The organism is Cryobacterium arcticum (assembly GCF_001679725.1).
Lineage (GTDB): Bacteria > Actinomycetota > Actinomycetes > Actinomycetales > Microbacteriaceae > Cryobacterium > Cryobacterium arcticum_A.
Genome location: NZ_CP016282.1, coordinates 2,344,994 through 2,362,847, shown reverse-complemented (window position 1 = coordinate 2,362,847; position 17,854 = coordinate 2,344,994). Strand labels below are relative to the sequence as shown.

Sequence of the window (17,854 nt, the reverse complement as noted above, 5' to 3'; positions counted from 1 at the left end):
AAATAGTCCCGATAAATCTGCCTCTCATTGTCGTCCTAGCCCGCACCGCGTCGTCTATCGAACCCCACGTGTACAGACAGGCAAGCCGAGATGGCAAGTCTTTGAAGTACCTGATCCGGCTTAACTCAGCGTTGTACTCCGCGCGCATATCGCTCGACACCCGCAGTGAATGGAACCCTACGAATGTGTTGTAGTTCGGATTGGGAATCCATGGCAACCATTCGTCGCGCTGTACAGCATATGTCTCAGGATTCTGCTCGGCATACGCCAGCCCCGCGGACGCGATGCGTCCCAGGCTCATATTCCATTTCACGATGGGGTTTGCGTCTCTGGTGACGATCACGAATAGCTCTTCGGGTAGTGCTTCAGTCATTCGTGTCTCGCAATCGGTTAAAAGGATCGCGACTGAGCATAATCCTGGCCTGGGGACCCTGCGCCGATTAGTAGCCTTTCACAGCGATGTATCTTCCTCCCGAGCCGCGTGGTTGAACTCCTCGGAGTTGGCGCCTGCTTCCAAGGTGGTTCTGTGAGGTTGAGCCCTCGAGCCGAGCCGAGCGAGTCGGGTCCTGTCCGTTCTTGGGCGATCCCGCTCGCTGATGGTGCGGCCGTTTCGTTCATTGCACAGCGGCTGAAACGGTCGTTACCGGGCGTACGTGACCTGGGACACAACTATTCGTGAGAGTTGGAGCTGCAACCCACCGAGACACCCCTGACATACTCAGAACAGGGGGTCAATATATGAGGGTACGACGCATCGAGATACAGAACTTTCGTGGCATCAAAAGTCTCGATTTTCGGATACCTCATGACAAGAAGTTCATCTGCCTCATCGGTCCGGGGGACAGCTCAAAATCGACCATTATCGACGCCATCAACCTCACGTTAGGTGAGCGGTGGAGTCTGTCTCTCAGCGACACAGACTTCTATGACGCGAAAACCGACAAGCCGATAGTGATAAGAATTGCGCTTGCTGATCTTCCAGCTGAGATCCGTACTCATGCTCTGTTCGGGCTGCACCTATCAGGCATCGATAGCGAAGGGGAGTGGCAGCACGATCCCATAGACGGCGTTGAGCCTTGTGTCATTGTGGAACTTCGTGTCGAGAGTGAGATTGAACCGATCTGGTCGATCTATCGCCCAGGGGGAAACGACAACATTCCGATTGGTTCTGGGCTGAGACGGAAGTTTTCGGTATTCAAAGTCGATGACCGAATTGATAACCATTTGCGTTGGACGAAGTCCTCCGCGCTGACTCGCCTAACCGACTCAACTCATGGGGCCTCCGGCACACTGAGTGCAGCTCTGGTCGCAGCGCGTATAGCGGTGAACGGTGCCATCACACCCGAGCTTCAGATTCTGACCGACGATATTGGAGCCAGACTCGGGGAGCTGGGCAGTGGGAACTTCAGTGACCTCAAGCCTGGGCTCGACACGTCGCTCTCCACGGCAGGCGGAAACCTCGCACTATTCGAAGGCGAGGTTCCGCTGACGAGCTTTGGGTTGGGCACGCGCCGATTGGCTGGCATTGCCACCCAGGAGATGGCTTCCCAAAACAAGTCGGTCATTCTCATTGACGAAGTTGAATATGGTCTAGAGCCGCACCGACTTGTGCACCTGCTGAAGCATCTCCGCGCGGACAGTCAACTCGCTCAAGTTTTTGTAACCACACACTCGCCGGTGGCGGTAGAACAGTTGGAATCGAGTGACCTCGCTGTCGTTCGATGCGTGGAAGGGGCCGCAACGAGCCAGCTTGTCCCAATAGATCTGAAATTCGCGCAGGCGACCCTTCGTGGCGGGCCCTCTTCGTTCCTCGCGAAGAAAATCATCGTTACTGAAGGCAAGACCGAGTTCGGACTGTTGCTTAGCTTGCTTGAATGCTGGGACACACACGCAGCTACGACAGACGGAGCTACGAGCGCGGCTAACGGAGTCGCTGTCGCAAACGGCAATGGATCTGTCGCACCATACCGCGCAGCCGTTCTTGCGAAGTTGGGGTACGATGTCGTGCTCTTCATCGACAACGACGAACGCACGATCGACGCTGCCGCCACCAAGGCGTCGGAAGCGGGGGCCGCTGTTCTTCGTTGGCGAAAAGGCAACGCAACTGAGAACGAAATGGTCGACGCTATGGGGGCTCCCTTGCTCACCAAACTGTTAGCGGTAGCGGTCGAAGTGCGGGTCGACGAAGCCACAGTGAGGTCCGACCTACTCAATGCGGGCAACAAAGGGCTGAGAATTTCAGGCTTGGATGTCGAGTCTTGGATCAGCGTTGATGGTTTCACTCTCGAATCGGCACGCGCGCTGATCGCGAACACAGCGCTGAAGAGCAAGTGGTTCAAGAGCGTGGGAGCGGGTCGCACCTTGGGGGTTTTTATCAACAGGTACGCCGGGGAACTCAGACAGACACCGTTCGGCCAGACGCTCCTCGCCGTGAAAGCTCACATATATCCTCAAGCGGCACGTGCTGCCGAACGAGGGGCTGAGGCTGCGACGGTGCCGGTGCAGAGCTAGTGGATATCGAACTCCGCGAGAACGCGTTCGCCATTCTGTCGAGTCTTCCCGTTGCGCTCGAAATGCCCGCCGGCACGGGAAAGACCCATCTCGTAGCAGCGCTTGCCGCTCTCGCGGATGAAACAGACGACCGTGTGTTAATTCTTACGCACACGCACGCAGGTGTGGGCGCAATTCGAACGCGCCTCAAAGCATTCGGTGTCGCGTCTCGAAACGTGCACGTCGACACCATCACAGGTTGGGCCTTTGATCTTGTGCGCAGCTATCCAGGGATAGCCGGCATTGTTGTGCCGGAAAACCCTGATTGGTCTAGCTCGTCCGAGTACGTCGCTGGCGCCATGAAGGTTGTGAATGCTCAGGCGCTGACAGACGTTCACGCCGCGAGCTTCGAGTACTTCATCGTCGATGAGTATCAAGATTGTGATCTCGATCAGCATGAGTTTGTGCTCGCAATCGTTGCTGCCATACCGAAGACGTGTGTACTCGGAGATCGACTTCAGGGCATTTTTGACTTCAGCGGACAAGTGCTTGTCGATTGGGATGCCCAGGTTTTTGAGAGTTTCCCGCGATATCCACAAGCGCATACTCCTCGCCGATGGGCTGGCCACAACAAAGCGCTCGGGCAGTGGTTGCTTGACATCCGCCCGGCCCTCCTGGCCAATGAGCCCATCAATCTAGCTGCGGTAGATTTTCCCGGATTCTCTTGGAACCTTCTCGACCCACGCAAGCTCGCCAGCTCTGCTTTCGCCAAGCATCCAGACGGCGAGTCGGTCCTGGTGCTCGGCCAGTGGGCCGCGGATGCCAATCAGTTGGCGAGCAAGCTGAATGGGGTCTACGAGGTCATGGAAGACATCCAAGGGAATTTTATGGTGTCGTTCTTGACGCGACTAGACGCGGCCGAACCGGCTAACTATGCCGCCTTGTTGGCAAGATTCGCCAAGCAGTGTTTTTCGGGACTTGGAGGACTCGATCGGGCTATTACAGACAAGCTGAGCCGGGGTGCGACCATTGGGCATCTTTCTCGGCCGGGGCTCGCAAGCGTTCAGGGCGCACTCGACGCCGTCATGGAAGCGCCAACGTACGAATCAGTCACCCGCGCCATGCGGACAATCGGCGCTGTCAGAGCCATACGGCTGTTCAAGCGCGAAGCCTGGAACGAGGTCCGAAAGGCGATCGACACCGCGTCTAGTGGCGATGTGACAGCCGTGGGCGCGTTGAGCAATATCCGTGATGCTCTTCGTCGAACCGGGCGACATCCTTCGCACAGAGTCGTCTCTCGCACACTGCTTGTGAAAGGACTCGAATACGACCACGTAATCATTGCAAACGCGGGACTCCTTACGAGCAGTCGGAATCTCTATGTCGCATTGAGTCGCGCACGGAAGACGCTCACCGTGTTCAGCCCCGACTCGTTACCCCGCTACACCAGCTAGACCGCAAGCTCGGTTGAGCTGTCCTGAACCGCAAATTGAAGTGGCGGACATTAACTATGGAGACATCCAATCCCCGGGGCCTTGCGCTAGTCCCCGCGCAGAAGCTTGCGAGGGTGGGACCCACCGCTATAGGGGCCGTTCTAGATTCCTGAAGGGTATGTTCGATTTCGTCTCAGCATTGGGACGCATCAGGAGGCTTGTGATCGACAGCGACGGGGGCGAGCTTCGTGCCGTAAACGAGCCCTACCGTAGATGCCCCGAGTGTGTTGCGGATTGTCAGCCTGAGCCGTTCCCGATCACCCAAGTCATTCACGTGGCTTTCACCTGCTCATTGCACGGCATCCACACTGCGATCGACCCGCTAGAGGACACGCCATGAAACACGATACGGCGATACAGTTGAGTCGTGGTCGCTCCGCCTTCGCGGGCTGCTGTAAACGCGGACAGCCACCGCTCCGCGTTCGTTGGCGAGCTGAGGAGATAACCCGTTTCCGTTAGGGAGTCGTACTCGTCCTTGGTCATGAGCACGGCTGACCCTCGCCGGGAGACGATCTCGATCTCCACGCGGTCGAGGTTCACGCGCTCGATCAGACCGGCAAGACTGCGGCGGGTATCGCTAGCTGTGATGGCCATGGCTGCCCCCTTGACTTCTCGCTGGCACCGGCTGTTCAGGCGGGATGGTTATTCGCTCTGTGCGTCCGGCGCGGATGTGGCGTTCTGAACGTTTCTAGGATCCATTACGAAGTTCAGGAGGTCGTCCGAGTCCTGTTTCCACAAGACATTCTTGCGAGTCGAGACCGACGGCTCGCCGCCCCTCTGCCTGATGTCGGGTTGGTCGTAGATCATTACCAGCCCGTCGGCGGCGAACTCCTGTAGATATGGAAGAAGGGCGTCGCGCTTGCGATCTAGGCAATCCACGAGCGACTCGCTTCCTGATTCAAATGAAAACCAGTGGATATCGTCCTTCACGAGGGATCGCATCTGTCGAAGCAATTGGAAGTGCTCTAGATCGTACTTCGCGACAATTCGTTGGAATCGGTCCCGGTCCGTATTGCCGTGGGTGCGTACCCAGCCATTGATCAAGCCGTGCCAGATGAACTCACGCTTTTCCTCTTCAGCAGTCTCTTGAGCGGCCCGCAAAGAGCGCACGAACGCTGCATCGAGGTCTTCTTCCGTCGGCGTTGGACTCCACGTATCGAGGTCGAGTCGAAGTTGTAGATCCTGCACCAGCGTTTGTAGGGTCCGAATCGCCCGCTTAGTTTGCCGGTCTCCCGCCGACGGAACAAGCTCTGTGGCCAGACTTCCGAGCGGGATCAGGCCGATCACGAGCCGCAGCGCTGTTAATCCATGATCGTCCGCGGTGGAATCGAGGGGATTGCGTGCGGACGACGAACGGTTGTCTCGTACTTCAAAGGTCATCTACAGCACTTCTTTTCTGTCGCCGAGCGGTTCTCATGAGAATATCCAGTGCAGGTAGGGCCGCGCGAGTGACGGCGTCTGCCTCTCCTCCTCAATTAGCTTGGACGCTACGAATACCTTGCGAGCACGGGGCGGCTCGCTCGAATCGCATCGATATTTTCCAGAGGCGGTTCTGTATGCTCGCTTTCGGCTAACGGGCTGCGTGCTACCCCCAGTTCTGGAGTGATCTAGGCAAATACGCCCGCTCCCCAGGAGACATCGAGCGGGTTGCTTGCCAAGCCACGCGTAATGTGTGGGCTCAGTGCTCGCAGGGTGGTCCTTGGGGCGGTCGGTGCCAGATAGGTGCGTCATGACCGTGGACGACTCCTGCCGCATTGGTCTAGCCGGCTGAATTGCGAGTGAGAAGGGGACACGTGTTCTCAACGGGGGCTTCAAGTCCGATCCGCTATCCGGACCAGGGCTCTCGTCCACTCATGACGAAGCGAGCCTGGTGGCTCGTGGTGCTCAACATCCTCCTGCCCGGCTCCGCCCAGGTGCTCGCTGGCAGCCGCGGCCTCGGACGGTTCGGCCTGCGTGCGTCTGTCGCTTTCCTTCTGCTGCTGGCGGCAGCCGGCGTCATGTACAAGGTCAACCCTGAGCTCGTGCTCTCCGTGTTTACGAACTCGATCGGCCTTTGGGCCCTCGCCGCCGTGCTGGTCTTCTACAGCCTGCTGTGGGTGACTCTGACCTTTGACACGCTGCGTCTGTCGCGCCTGGTGCGGATCCGGCCCAACGCGCGTCCACACATTGCAGGACTGGCCACCGTGGTCATGGTCGCCCTCGCTGGCACGTCTGGATACGGTGCCTACGTGGCCACCACAGCCAGCGGGGTCCTCTCGACGATGTTCATCACCGCGCCGTCTGAGCCGCCGGCCGACGGGCGCTACAACATCCTGGTCATGGGCGGAGACTCCGGCTCCGATCGAGCGGGGATGCGCCCGGACAGCATGTCGGTGGTCAGCATCGACGCCGACACCGGACAAGCGGTCATCATCGGACTGCCTCGAGATCTCGACCTGATCCCCTTCCCTGAGGACTCACCGCTACACGCGGCCTACCCGGACGGCTACGGGTACGAGGACCGCTGTGACGTGGACGCCTGCATGCTCAACTCGATCTACACCGAGGTGGACCAGAAGAGCCCGGAGATGTATCCGGACGCTGTGGCAGAGGGAAGTGAACCCGGCATCGAGGGCATGCGCGACGCCGCCAGGGGCATCACCGGTCTCACAATTCAGTACTACGCGCTGATCGACATGCAGGGATTCTCTGACCTCATCGACGCGCTTGGGGGCGTCGACATCAACGTGGCCGAGCGGCTGCCGATCGGTGGTCGGTTCGAGGACCTCAGTGACGTCGAAGGCTGGGTGGAGGCGGGTCAGCAGCACATGGACGGGTTCACCGCGCTCTGGTACGGCAGGTCACGCCACACAACGGATGACTATGACCGCATGGCCCGCCAGCGCGTCCTGCAGCAGGCGATCCTCACGCAGTTCACGCCGGCGAACGTGCTCACAAAATTCCAGGGGATCGCCGCGGCCGGCCAGCAGGTGGTCAAGACCGACATCCCGCAGGGTGCGTTGGGCTATTTCACCAACCTGGCCGGGAAAACGAAGGCCCTACCGATGGCCACCGTGGAGCTCGTCCCGGACAACGGCGTCGACCCGACGGATCCCGACTACGACTACATCCGCGGCCTGATCGCGGCTGCTCTGGTGCCAGCCGCGGAGTAACCCGCCACTCGAGGTCGAAGCGCCACTGCGCGCTCTCAGCGCCCCAGAGTGAACGGCGCGGTGACGATCGCGTCCGCTTGCCCGTGCGCGACCTTAGCTGTCGCCCGATACGACTAGCTTCCCGGTAAGTCAGGCACACGCTCACTAGGGCGCACGACAGACGCTGCCAAGACGGCATCGCCGGTGACCCGTCATCTACCGTTGGGGCAAGGCACGCCTCAAGGTTCGGCGAAACGCCCGACGAGTCAGGTTGCTCACAAGCGACTTTTGCCCGCCGGCAGACGGTGTGTGGGCGACCGTCGTGGTAACCCGATAGCGTCGCTTCTATGGCACGAGTAGAACTTGCTCTGAATCTGAGTGACCGCTGGGATCGCGGCTCTTGCTGAAGTGCGGCCGCTTGGCCATTGGATCGCGCGATCGAGGGAAAGTGGCTATTGATGGGTGACTCATACAGGCTGATGGCGGGCGGTCGGATGCTTACATGGGGCAAAAACGATCTGCCACTCAGACTCCTAACTCTTTTCCGAGAGAGCGACCGCAAAGTGAACCGAAAGTGGGTAGACGCCCTACGTATCTCCAGCGATTCACAAGAGGTCGCCGACCTCGAGGACATATTCCTTGCGGAGCGCGGAGACTTCGGACCGAATGGCACCTATATCGACAGCCCTTTCGTTTACGCCGCGCCCGCAGGCGTGATCACCTCGCGACTTAACCTCTCGGGGTACCACCCAGCAGCGTGCAGAAGCGAACTCGTTGCGCTGATCCGCTTAATCAACGATGGCAGCGACGAGGTGGAGCTCAGTCCTCAAAAGGAGAGTTCCGAGCCTTGTCGCCTCGTTTCGGCCGACTACGTACTCACCGTGGGACTGGAGGCGCTTCAAGAGCTTCGCCAGGACGGCGTTCAGCCCTCAGACATCGCATGGGACCGACTCGCTTGCCTGCAATGTCTGGAGCCGTGGCTGTACGAAGACAAGGACGTCCTCCTACCGGTATTGGCCCTTCAGCTCGAACACGTCGATCCTGGCACTCCCGTCGAACTAGACCTTCACGAGCTCTTCATGGCTGACTACTTCACGGAGGCGGAAGATATAACGAGCGGAGCGTGGGCGAAGTTGGCAGAGCTCACGTCGGGAAATGGGCCCATTATCGTCGTAACAGAGGGGAAATCCGACGCCCGCTATATCAGCAAGACTCTCGCACACGTATACCCGGACCTGACTGGCTACTTCCGCTTCCTTGACTTCGAGACGAAGTATGAGGGTGGAACTGACCAAGTCGTGCGCACTCTCCGCAGCCTGGCCGCCGTTGGTGTGATGAACCGGGTCATTGGTGTGTTGGACAACGACGGTGCGGGTGCCAAGGCAATGAAAGATCTAGAGCGATCTCGCCTGCCAAACAACATCAGATTTATCATGTTGCCAGACGTTCCGTATGCGGAGGACTACCCGACGCAGGAGGGTATCTCCGCGAATGTGAATGGCCGCGCTGCATCCATAGAGTTCATGTTCGGTCCGGCAGTGCTTCGTGCAATCGACGGCGCCTTTATCCCGGTGCAATGGGCCAAGGATACGGACGCGGTCAAGGGGCATGGAAATCTAAGTAACAAATCGCTCGCCAAGGCGAACATTGACAAGCTCCTGAAACAGCCCGCGTCACAGCTGGAGGGTATGAATGGGGTTTGGGAACACATGTGTACGCTTTCGTCGGCGCTCCTGACAGCAGCGACGCCACCACGATTTCCAGGGCAAGAGCTTACTTAGCTTCTCGCCTCTATAGAAACGACGGGTGTATTGACCGGGTAAGTCACCGCGCATGGTGGCCCTCCATGCACGGGCGATGCACCGGCCGAGGTTCATCACCTTCGAACTCGGCGCCACCGCGATACCCCGGCCACACGGCATCGGGGTCGTGCCAGTGTACAGAGCACCTAGCATCTTGCATGCTTTGGGTCCCGTTTGCGGTACCTGCCTCGGAGCATATTGTGTGAGACTTCGACCGTGATCGCAGACTCAGTGCCGTGGCGTGAAGAGCTCTTGAAGATAGCTACCGCGTTGGAACGACGCGCTGAGGTGAAACGATGGTCGACCAGGACGGGATTCCTCGTCGAACGCGACCTCATGGTCGGCATGTTCACCATCCGCCGTCTGGTCGAATCCGCTAAGACATCGTCCCTGCTACCGCGCGAGCGAGTGTCGTTCGGCATGCACCCACTGACCAGTCGTGTTCCCGGTATCTATGACCGATGGGAGTATTGGGAGTACTACGACATGGATTCGAAGCGACAGACTGAGCTCACCGTTCGCGAGCTAGTCAACCTATTTGTCCACTCCTTCGTGCTTGAGTTCTATCCTCAATCGGAGGAGGGGCCGGCGAAGATTTGGGTCGTATCCGAGCGCGACCGACACAAGTGGCTTTACTCGATATCGTTCGCGCGCATCGCGGCGCTTTTTCGCCGGATCGGCCACGAGGATGTTGTTCATATGGAGGGCCCATGGGACCAAGCGGCGACACGGTTGTCGCAACACGACTACGTGGATGCCGGGCTGGCGCGTTACGCCCCATACCCGTTCGTTGAAACCCCCACCGCCTCGCGCGACCGGCTCGTTGCTGCATTCCCACAGTTGTTGACGGACCGGATCAGTAGCGAGCAAGTCGGTCCCAAGATGTGAAGCGTTCACACGGCAGGCAGCCCGGGACTCTGGACTGACTACATCCGCGAGGCGAGTGGTTCGCCCACTGGTCTGTGCCGTTGAAACAGGTGTCGAATCAAACGTTGTTGTCAACACCCGGCTATTTCATGCTCGAAGTGTGACAGAAACTATCCTGACCGACACGGCACCTGGGCGGGATTCGCTATTGCTGGACGCTTCCCCTTCTCTCCCGTAGCAATTGAAGGGCGTACTGCCGACGACTTTCCGGTGTGGCCTCCACGGAATGATCTCTCCATGGCGGAGCTGATGCGACCTCGATCTCTTGATCAAGTGCCGCGTAAAGAAAGTCCAGTCCGACAATGTTGTCCAAGGCCTCAAAATCAAGGCCGCTAAGCATCAGCGGCGCATCGGGAACACCGTCCGTGACGCCCGTTATGACGAGACGCGCCACGACGTCTAGGGGCAGCCATTCACCGGTTAGGAAGAGTGCCGCGATCCAGGTGCGGACGCCCTCAACGTCGATGCGATACCAATCCCCAATCAGATTCCAGATGTGCTCGTCAATATCGATGGGGGAAGTAGCTCGTTGTGATTCGAAAAGTGCTCGAACGTGCACCAAGAAGCGCAAGTCGGCTTCTGCAAAAGAGGTTTTTTGCTCGTCCGAAAGGCGATAGTGAGCCCTTGGGTCGTTGGCGTACTGGAGCCAGTCCGACAGTATTGGGAGCCCGCCGGATTTTGCCGCAACCGTCTCCACCGCCACATGAACGTCCGATAGCGGCAGTCCAAGGAACACGCGCGCACCAAAGACTCGTAGCCGCCGATGGTCGTTGAAGGTGTCGGTGCTTTCGGGCACAGCGAGATCCTGGTCGGCTAGCCAACCCACGAGTGCCAGGCTCCCGGAGGGATCGGCTTCGTTCGCGGTCTCGAGCTTGGGGATGATTAGGCCAGCTTTGGCCGGAAATTGGGAATGGACCAAGTCGAGTTCGTGACCGGGTGTTCCATTTGAGATTTGTGCATACGCCGCGAAAACGAGTCCGTCCGCTAGGTCGTCACTCGGGACGCCGAAATGAAAGTAGCGGTCGAAGTAGTCGGGATTCCCGACCCTCGGTGCAGGTGCGTCGCTGTTGCCGTAAGTCCGGCTGCTCTCGTTCCATTCTTGATTGAACTTCGGAAATAGAGCAGAAAGCACATCGGCCACATCATCATGATGCTCAACGGCAATGTGCGCTTCGTTCAGCCGACGAACCCACGGTTCTTTCGAAATTTTCGAGTCCATCGCCCTCAACATTGCGCCCATGGACGCCGAGCGACCGCCGATGAGCGAGGCGCGCTCCACCCGAAGCATGGCGTAAAGCAGCGGTTCCGCCGTTCGAATCCAAGTGAGGATCAGGTAATCTTCCAGGTCGAAGTCTCTTGCGTCCTTCGGAAGAAATGCTTCCGCCTGAGACACGAAGCGGCCGATGGACCTGGGTGTATCGAGGCGACGCCGCATTAGCGAGTAGTACGCCTGGCTGAATCTTCTCAACGGCTGGGCGACGGTGTCGAGGCCGACTCGGGCGGCCAACTGGTCGATTGCGACATTCAACCAAGTCTCGATTTGCCGGTCCCGGAGAGGCGGGAGATCAAGTCTGATTTGCACCATTTTTTCCAGGTAATCCACCGCGCGCCTGGGGTCATTCGTCCCTACGAGCCCCGTGCGCGTGAGCGCGTCGAGAAGGGTGTCCTCGTCATAGGAGATGAGGTAGTGAACGTTATGCAGGCGGCCCGTCAGCCGAAGCAACTTGAATACCAGGAGCAGTTCGTCAGGAGACAGCCGATCCAGATCGTCCAGGACCATGAGTACGGGCCTGTTCATCAGCCTGAGAGCGTCGTCGGTCGATCGTTGGATAGCGGAAAGAGACTGGTCTCCGCCGATCATCTTGGAGACCGCAGACAGTGCTTGGCTGGGATCAAGCCCCAGGCCGGCAAAGACACTCGCCAACGGGGCCGTTGCCTGACCGATGCTGGATATCTTGCTGCGGATGCTCTTCCACGATCTCTCGCTTGGCAAGGCCGCGGTGAGTTCACGGAAGAATCCAACCTGGAGAGAAGCCAGATCTGAGTAATACCAAGGATTGAAATCGACCACGATCCAGGCCGCCCGATCAACAGTGGAATGAGTATCGAGTCGAGAGCGGATCATGTTCAGCATGCTTGACTTTCCCGATCCCCAGGCGCCGATTAGTGCCACCACTGACGAATTGCCGCTGACTCTCACATTGTTGAGGAGTCTGGCAGCCGAATCGGCAAAGTCTGCGCGGCCGAGGCGATCAGGCGAGTCTTCGGTGTCGAGAATGGGGTCATCCCCGAGCCAAGTTGGGCTTTCGGGATTGCGTTCCATGAGTCACAGCATGGCAGACGCGGCGGGTGTCTGGCATCGAGGCGGTATGCGGGGAAACGCGAGCGAATTTGCCAATTTGCTTAGGTACGCCGTAACCGAAAAGCACCACTTGTCTTTGATCTCTTTGCGCGCTGCATCTGCAGATCAGGCTTATTCAGTTCAGCGTCGGCAGCGCAAGAAGTGCGAGATTCCTCGCCTGGTTCTATCGGCGGGATCCAACAACGCAACCTGCAGAGACCCAAACCTGCCTCGCAAAGTTCCGCGTCCGCCTTCACTGAAGAAGCTGGACGAACTTCGGGCGCCGGCCAGCGCAATACGATTCGCATATGCGTTCAGATGCCCTAGGTGGAGGAGATACCAACCCCGACAAAGACGACCGTGGGGAAGGTGTATCCGCAATGAATGAAGTTGAGCGGGAGACTTCAAGACAGAGCGCACTTGTTCCGGAGATTGGTGAGAGTTGGGCTCGTTGGTACGACTATCCGTACCGCGCCATCGAGGGGCTCTATCGGCTCTGGTCATGGGGCCACATGCCACGACCCGTAAGGCTCCTGCTCAGTCAGTTTCAGAGCTATTTGCGCTTGTTCAATTCGTACGACCGCGAGAAGATATCGCACCCGGACGATCCGCGGCACAACGTTGTGGTTCCAGACGGGGAGCAAGTGGACCTCCCGGTGCTATTTGTCGTCGAGTTCTATAGCCCCGCCTACTCCAGGGAACTAAGACGCTCGATAACTAGTAGATCTTGGCCGCGGGATCGTCACGGCAGCGTCCCAGGCGACGATCTTCGAGACCAACTCAGGCGCTTACGCGAATTGAATTCAGGGTTCAACAGTCAAGTCGGCAGCTTTCGTGACACGAAGTCGGAGGCATGGTGGATACCGAATGCCAAGGTGGAGCGGCTACCTGCCGGAATCGAGCACGTCGAGGTGCATCTAGAATCGCTCGGCCCGAGTCTGACGGCCCTAATTGCGGCCTTCCACCTGAATCCAGAACGAATGCTTGCTCTCGACCGCGCGGCAAAGGCGCCCCATCCGCCCAAACTGATTCGGGTGAACGGCAAGCTCCACCTGTACCAAAAAATCTTCCAGGGGATAAATGACGTTCAGGGAGAGCGTGCTCGACTGCACCAGGACGCCAGGGAGTGGCTAGCGAAAAAAGTGCCAGGTATTTTCGCGATGGAAAATGATCGTCAGCTTCCCGTCTTGGACGTCATCCTCACCCATTCGCACGATCCCTTGGGAACTGAGCGCCGCCTCGACAACAGGAATTTCCTGCGTGCCCTTGGGCTAGAAGGGCCATCCTGGAATCAGGTTGTGTCTCCTGATCTACCGGGATTCGAATTATTGGAGTACCGTCCTGAACGCCTCCGGAAAGATGATCGTGCGCAGTGGGCCCTCGTCGCAAAGCATGCATCGGCTTTTGACGACGATCGCTTCAAGTTCAATTTCAATAAATCACGTACCAGCCGGAACATTGCGCGTGCCGCCAACTCAGGTGCCATATTCCTCCTCACGCGTCTAGCGATCATGGAGTTACTGGATCTGAAAAGTAGACAGACAAGCCAATCCCGCGATATCGCCAATGAAGTGCATTCTGGCCATCGGCCCGCGAGGAGCATCAAGAAATTGCGTCGAGCTCTGCTGACCAACAGCATCGATCTCGACGCCATTGCGGGCGACCTGATACGCCTCACCGCAACGACCTGGAGATACGAATTCAACGTCCCAACTCTATGGTCGCAGACGGGGCCAGCGGGAAAGAGAGATTCAGGTAAGGGCCAAAGGAAAAAACGGAAGGACTCCACTAACAAGACTCTTCTGAAGGACTGGGCGGACGTCCAATCCCGCGACATTGCAGAACTACTCGAGGCGGACCGATCCCTGACCGCACTCCTCGGTGTCGTTGCGTCCCTGGCGAGCTCCTTATCAGCCATACGAGCTCAACGCTGGTCCATACTTGTCAGCATTGGCTCGTTTGTGGCTGCCGTGGCCGCAATTTGGTTGGCATGGCTAGCGTTGGGATCCAACCCATAGCGCCCGAATCCAGATGTTACTCGGTCCTAACCAAAGACTGCTCACCTGTTGGGCTGGCGGGCCTTACCGTCCTGCAGCTATTCGCTCACTGACGGACGTCAAATGAGGATGGAAAGCACAACTACTCCGACCATGGATACTGACTGGTCTTGAACTTCGCATCAGCCGTGCTGCGCGGGATCTCATCGCCGTGCCGCCAACTCCCTGAGTCAGCGGCAACTGCGTCCGCTTCCGGTACCTCTACGAGGGGGATTTTGAGTCCGAGTGCTACCGCGGCCGCAGCTCGATTGTGCCCATCGACGAGTTCTCTAACCCGTAGATCGCCCGATTTTCGTTTGTCGGTAGTCCAGCGCCATGGCAAGGGTCGAACCCAGCCTTTTTGCTCAAGCGACAGCTTGACTGCGTTGTACTGCTCATTACCGCGGACTGTGTCCAGCACGTGCCAGACTCCAGAGCAGGTGTGGTCAATAGATCCGCAGTCGTCGATGGATGAAACGCGGCTTTAAACTCCTGAGCGGTGTACCAGACGACTCCTGGTTCGCGGAACTCCATGCCTCACAACCTAGCCCACCCGGGCACGTGCATGCCTCAAAGGTCGCTCACACGGCATTCCTGGTCGCTCGAAGGTCGAAGACGGCCATGGCGGTCCTTGGATGGGTGGGGAGAACGACGACTAGAGTAACGATGGACCGGCAACCGCAGGGCTCTCTGCTGAGGTAACCGAGGAGCGTCTGCGTTGGGCTGTGCGGTATCAAGAGCAGGTAGATCTGTGGCCGGGAGTCGCCCATCTGTGGGAGCGACAAGCGCGAGATCGCAAAGCCAGCGAGCGTCGGCGCCGAGATCTGAGCCAATACGCTCGGCATATTCTCTCTGTCCGCTGAGGGAGGAGCCACCATGGGTCGTGCAGCAGCACCACCCGCATCATTACCAGCATCGACGCTGCAAAATCGTTGTGACACAGCGCTTCGAGATGATTGGTATGCCGCTGAATGCTCAAGGCTCGATCGGCCCGCCGGAGCCGGTTAATCGGGCCCAAGGTCGGCGCCGCCGGCCTGCGGGAAGGCTTGCCGTCGCCGGTGTCGCCCGCCCCCTAGGCGCGTCCCCGAGTAAGTCGCGCCGCCATTGCATGCACGAAGTAGGCTCGATTTGTCCTAGCCGCCTGTTTCGCGCGCACAGACGCCACGAGGGCTTCGAGCATTGGCGGTGCCAGCGCCGCCCCGGCGGTGAGGCTCGATATCCCAACCAGCCCGGCACCGGCGGCAATCCCAAGGGCGAATCCTACGGTTTGTAAAACCTCGGCCCTTGTGGCAAAAACATCGATTGCATTTCGCTTGAAACTCGCACTCCTGAGGACCGCTTCGAGTTCATCAACAGCCGGAGCTACTTGTCGTTCCCACGCGAGGAGTAACTGCCTGGAACGCTCCGCATCACTTGCATCGTCTTGGCCCACGCTCTCGGACACCTCGAGCATAAAAGCCCGAAAGGGCCCAAGGTACGGCGCGAGGTCAGATCGCACGCCTGGTATCTCGTCAAGCCTCATTGCAGACAATCCGTCCACCATGCGCATCAGCTCAACCGCGCCCCGAACCACGGTCGCTGAATCCAAACCAGCAGGTTCGCCGGTTAGACGCTTAACACCCCCGAATACCGTGTCGTCCATCATCACGCTCGTGCGTGAATTGACGACATCGTCGACGATCGTGAAGAACGCGCGATTAAATTCCATGTCATTGCCTGCGCTGATATCAGCGAGTTTCTGCGGTTGTGACTTCGGTGTCGGGTCCCACGGCAGCTCCTCGAGAAGGCCATCTAAGGCCCGAAGAGGTTCGCTTGTGAGCATGTCTCCGTGTAATCGGTAATGGGCAGCTAGCGCGACTCGGATCGATTCAACCCTCTTAATTGAGTCTGGAATGACGCGGGCATATTCGCCGGACTCTGGATCCAGCGCCGCCTCGATCGATGCAATCTCCGCGTTCGTCAAGAGGTCGCTCTCGGCGATTTTCAGTCTCGTGAGTTCGTCTGAGTCGCGCCGAGTTGACAGACCTATAGCCCGAGCCAGGAGCGGAACGGGCCAGCCCAGAGTGTTGTGGTCTCGCACCTCGTTGCTCAGAAGGTCAACCCGATGAGATCGAAGGGTCACCTTATCCGCGAGTAGAAGCGCAGGTTTTACGAACTCTTCGTCGTATTCTGCTGTTTTGTGAAGCTCCTCTACTGGGAGGAACCCACCCTCGCCCACCAGGGCGGTGACGGGGTTGCTAAAAACCGTGATCTCAAACAACATTCCCCTTAGCGTGCAGCCCGTTGGACTCCGTCGGTCGTCTCGATATGAGTCATCTTAGAGATAGGGAGCCCCCCCCCCCCAACGCTGGCCGCGTCTGCCCTTTGCCTGGTCACGGCGAGGCCAGACTCGCCATGTCATCTTCTCGGTCGCCATCGGCTGCCATGCCCGGACGCCAAATACACAGTCGTCTCGAGCACGCAGCGACCGATTAGGTGAGCCGCGACGCTATACATGGCATGCTCACGGGGGCGATCTCCACACGCTTCTCAACTGGGCCCCTTCTCGCTTCAAGGGAGGGGGGGCAACCTGCAATTCCTGGACGTATTCACTCCGCTTCACTAGGTTCAGTTCATGACAAACCGCAAGGCCACGCCGAGCGCCATTAATCGCATCGAAGTCGTGTTTAGAAGCAGTCGGCCTGACTGGGTTCCTATTGCAGCCCTCGGGCTGTCGCTTCTCGCCGTCTTTGTAACACTCTGGGTTGCAATCTTCCCATCGATCGAAACGGACAACATCCGCAACGACAACGCTCGAGACTATCTTGAACTTGTAATTTCGACGCAGGCGCACGTGCCTCTATCGGCAAGAACCTTTACCGTTGCGGATTCCGACGCGGATGACTTCGCCGTCGTCGTCAGTAACGTCTGGAATGCTCTCTCTTACGCGCAGGACGAACGAGAGAAGCTGATTGCAGGTTCTGTAGTCTCGCTGGGTGAAGGACGCTTTGAGGTTTGTTTTCCAGTGCTGGATGTGAAGATCTTCGGGGGTGAGTGCGTAGAAGCCGCCCGGTTTGAATTCACCGATCAGAACCTCATCCAACGCTTCACCGTTGACGGACTAATGGTTGACAGCGTCATGTCCCCAACGAGTGACGGGCACAACAAGCTCACACGCCGTGACGACGACCCAGTAGATATCTACGCCGCGGGAACGCTTCGATACGCGAAGACCGATGAGCAAGTATCCGTGTTCTACCTGGAGCGCCACCCCGCACCCGATCGGGACGAGTTCACAGCCACATTTGGGGCCGTCACTGCGCAGGATGAGAGCGAAGAAGACGCAGAAATCATGGAGAGCCGCTTCCCAGAAAGCCTTAGGCCACGAGAAACGTCTTACGCCGTGATCCGAACAACACAGCACGCTCGATATCTTGCTACTTGCTGGACAGGTATTCCTGACGTTGTTGAAAAGTGTGAATGGACCTACGGACTCCAGTGATGCGGTCGACATGCACAACACGCGGGGTCTGAATTGACCACGCAGAGATGGTCTCAGTCATGGGAATCCTCGCTCTCGGGCCGCGTCATTAAGTGGGTCTCCCAGTCTCTATCCCGGCGAACCGAGGGCGCCTTCGGCGGGCCGTCGAGCCAC

The 17,854-nt window shown here is 58.4% G+C and carries 11 protein-coding genes; 7 read left to right on the top strand and 4 right to left on the bottom strand.

Annotated elements, in window-relative coordinates; genetic code table 11:
- The first annotated feature begins 738 nt into the window (after positions 1-738).
- Positions 739-2,511 (top strand): ATP-dependent nuclease, encoded by a 1,773-nt coding sequence (locus tag PA27867_RS10585; protein ID WP_066596185.1) that lies wholly within the window; start codon positions 739-741, stop codon positions 2,509-2,511.
- Positions 2,511-3,944, top strand: a complete 1,434-nt coding sequence (locus tag PA27867_RS10580) for a UvrD-helicase domain-containing protein (protein WP_084020986.1) — start codon at positions 2,511-2,513, stop codon at positions 3,942-3,944. Before PA27867_RS10585 ends, PA27867_RS10580 begins: the two co-directional genes overlap by 1 nt.
- Positions 3,945-4,253: 309 nt before the next feature.
- Here the strand turns inward: PA27867_RS10580 and PA27867_RS10575 are convergent, their stop codons facing one another.
- Positions 4,254-4,577 (bottom strand): type II toxin-antitoxin system Phd/YefM family antitoxin, encoded by a 324-nt coding sequence (locus PA27867_RS10575; protein WP_066596181.1) that lies wholly within the window; start codon positions 4,575-4,577, stop codon positions 4,254-4,256.
- A 48-nt stretch (positions 4,578-4,625) separates the two neighbouring features.
- Positions 4,626-5,363, bottom strand: coding sequence for a hypothetical protein (locus PA27867_RS10570; protein WP_157109193.1), 738 nt, complete (start codon positions 5,361-5,363; stop codon positions 4,626-4,628).
- A 473-nt stretch (positions 5,364-5,836) separates the two neighbouring features.
- Here PA27867_RS10570 and PA27867_RS10565 point away from each other — a divergent pair, with 473 nt between their 5' ends.
- The 3 genes from PA27867_RS10565 (at position 5,837) to PA27867_RS10555 (ending at position 9,804) form a co-directional block, all read left to right on the top strand.
- Positions 5,837-7,135: an LCP family protein gene (locus tag PA27867_RS10565; protein ID WP_066596178.1), complete on the top strand. Its 1,299-nt coding sequence runs from the start codon at positions 5,837-5,839 to the stop codon at positions 7,133-7,135.
- 437 nt (positions 7,136-7,572) lie between these two features.
- Positions 7,573-8,895, top strand: coding sequence for a hypothetical protein (locus tag PA27867_RS10560; protein WP_066596176.1), 1,323 nt, complete (start codon positions 7,573-7,575; stop codon positions 8,893-8,895).
- Between the two features lie 237 nt (positions 8,896-9,132).
- Complete coding sequence (locus tag PA27867_RS10555) at positions 9,133-9,804, top strand: hypothetical protein (protein ID WP_066596174.1); 672 nt, start codon at positions 9,133-9,135, stop codon at positions 9,802-9,804.
- A 184-nt stretch (positions 9,805-9,988) separates the two neighbouring features.
- Here the strand turns inward: PA27867_RS10555 and PA27867_RS10550 are convergent, their stop codons facing one another.
- Complete coding sequence (locus PA27867_RS10550; protein WP_084020984.1) at positions 9,989-12,166, bottom strand: KAP family P-loop NTPase fold protein; 2,178 nt, start codon at positions 12,164-12,166, stop codon at positions 9,989-9,991.
- A 398-nt stretch (positions 12,167-12,564) separates the two neighbouring features.
- Between PA27867_RS10550 and PA27867_RS20645 the strand changes: the two genes are divergently transcribed.
- Complete coding sequence (locus tag PA27867_RS20645) at positions 12,565-14,202, top strand: hypothetical protein (protein ID WP_157109192.1); 1,638 nt, start codon at positions 12,565-12,567, stop codon at positions 14,200-14,202.
- Between the two features lie 1,090 nt (positions 14,203-15,292).
- Here the strand turns inward: PA27867_RS20645 and PA27867_RS10540 are convergent.
- On the bottom strand, positions 15,293-16,483 hold the full coding sequence (locus PA27867_RS10540) for a hypothetical protein (RefSeq protein ID WP_066596168.1): 1,191 nt from the start codon (positions 16,481-16,483) through the stop codon (positions 15,293-15,295).
- A 351-nt stretch (positions 16,484-16,834) separates the two neighbouring features.
- Between PA27867_RS10540 and PA27867_RS20640 the strand changes: the two genes are divergently transcribed.
- Entirely contained in the window at positions 16,835-17,701 is an 867-nt protein-coding gene (locus PA27867_RS20640; protein ID WP_157109191.1) for a hypothetical protein, read from the top strand.
- The last annotated feature ends 153 nt before the right edge of the window (positions 17,702-17,854 follow it).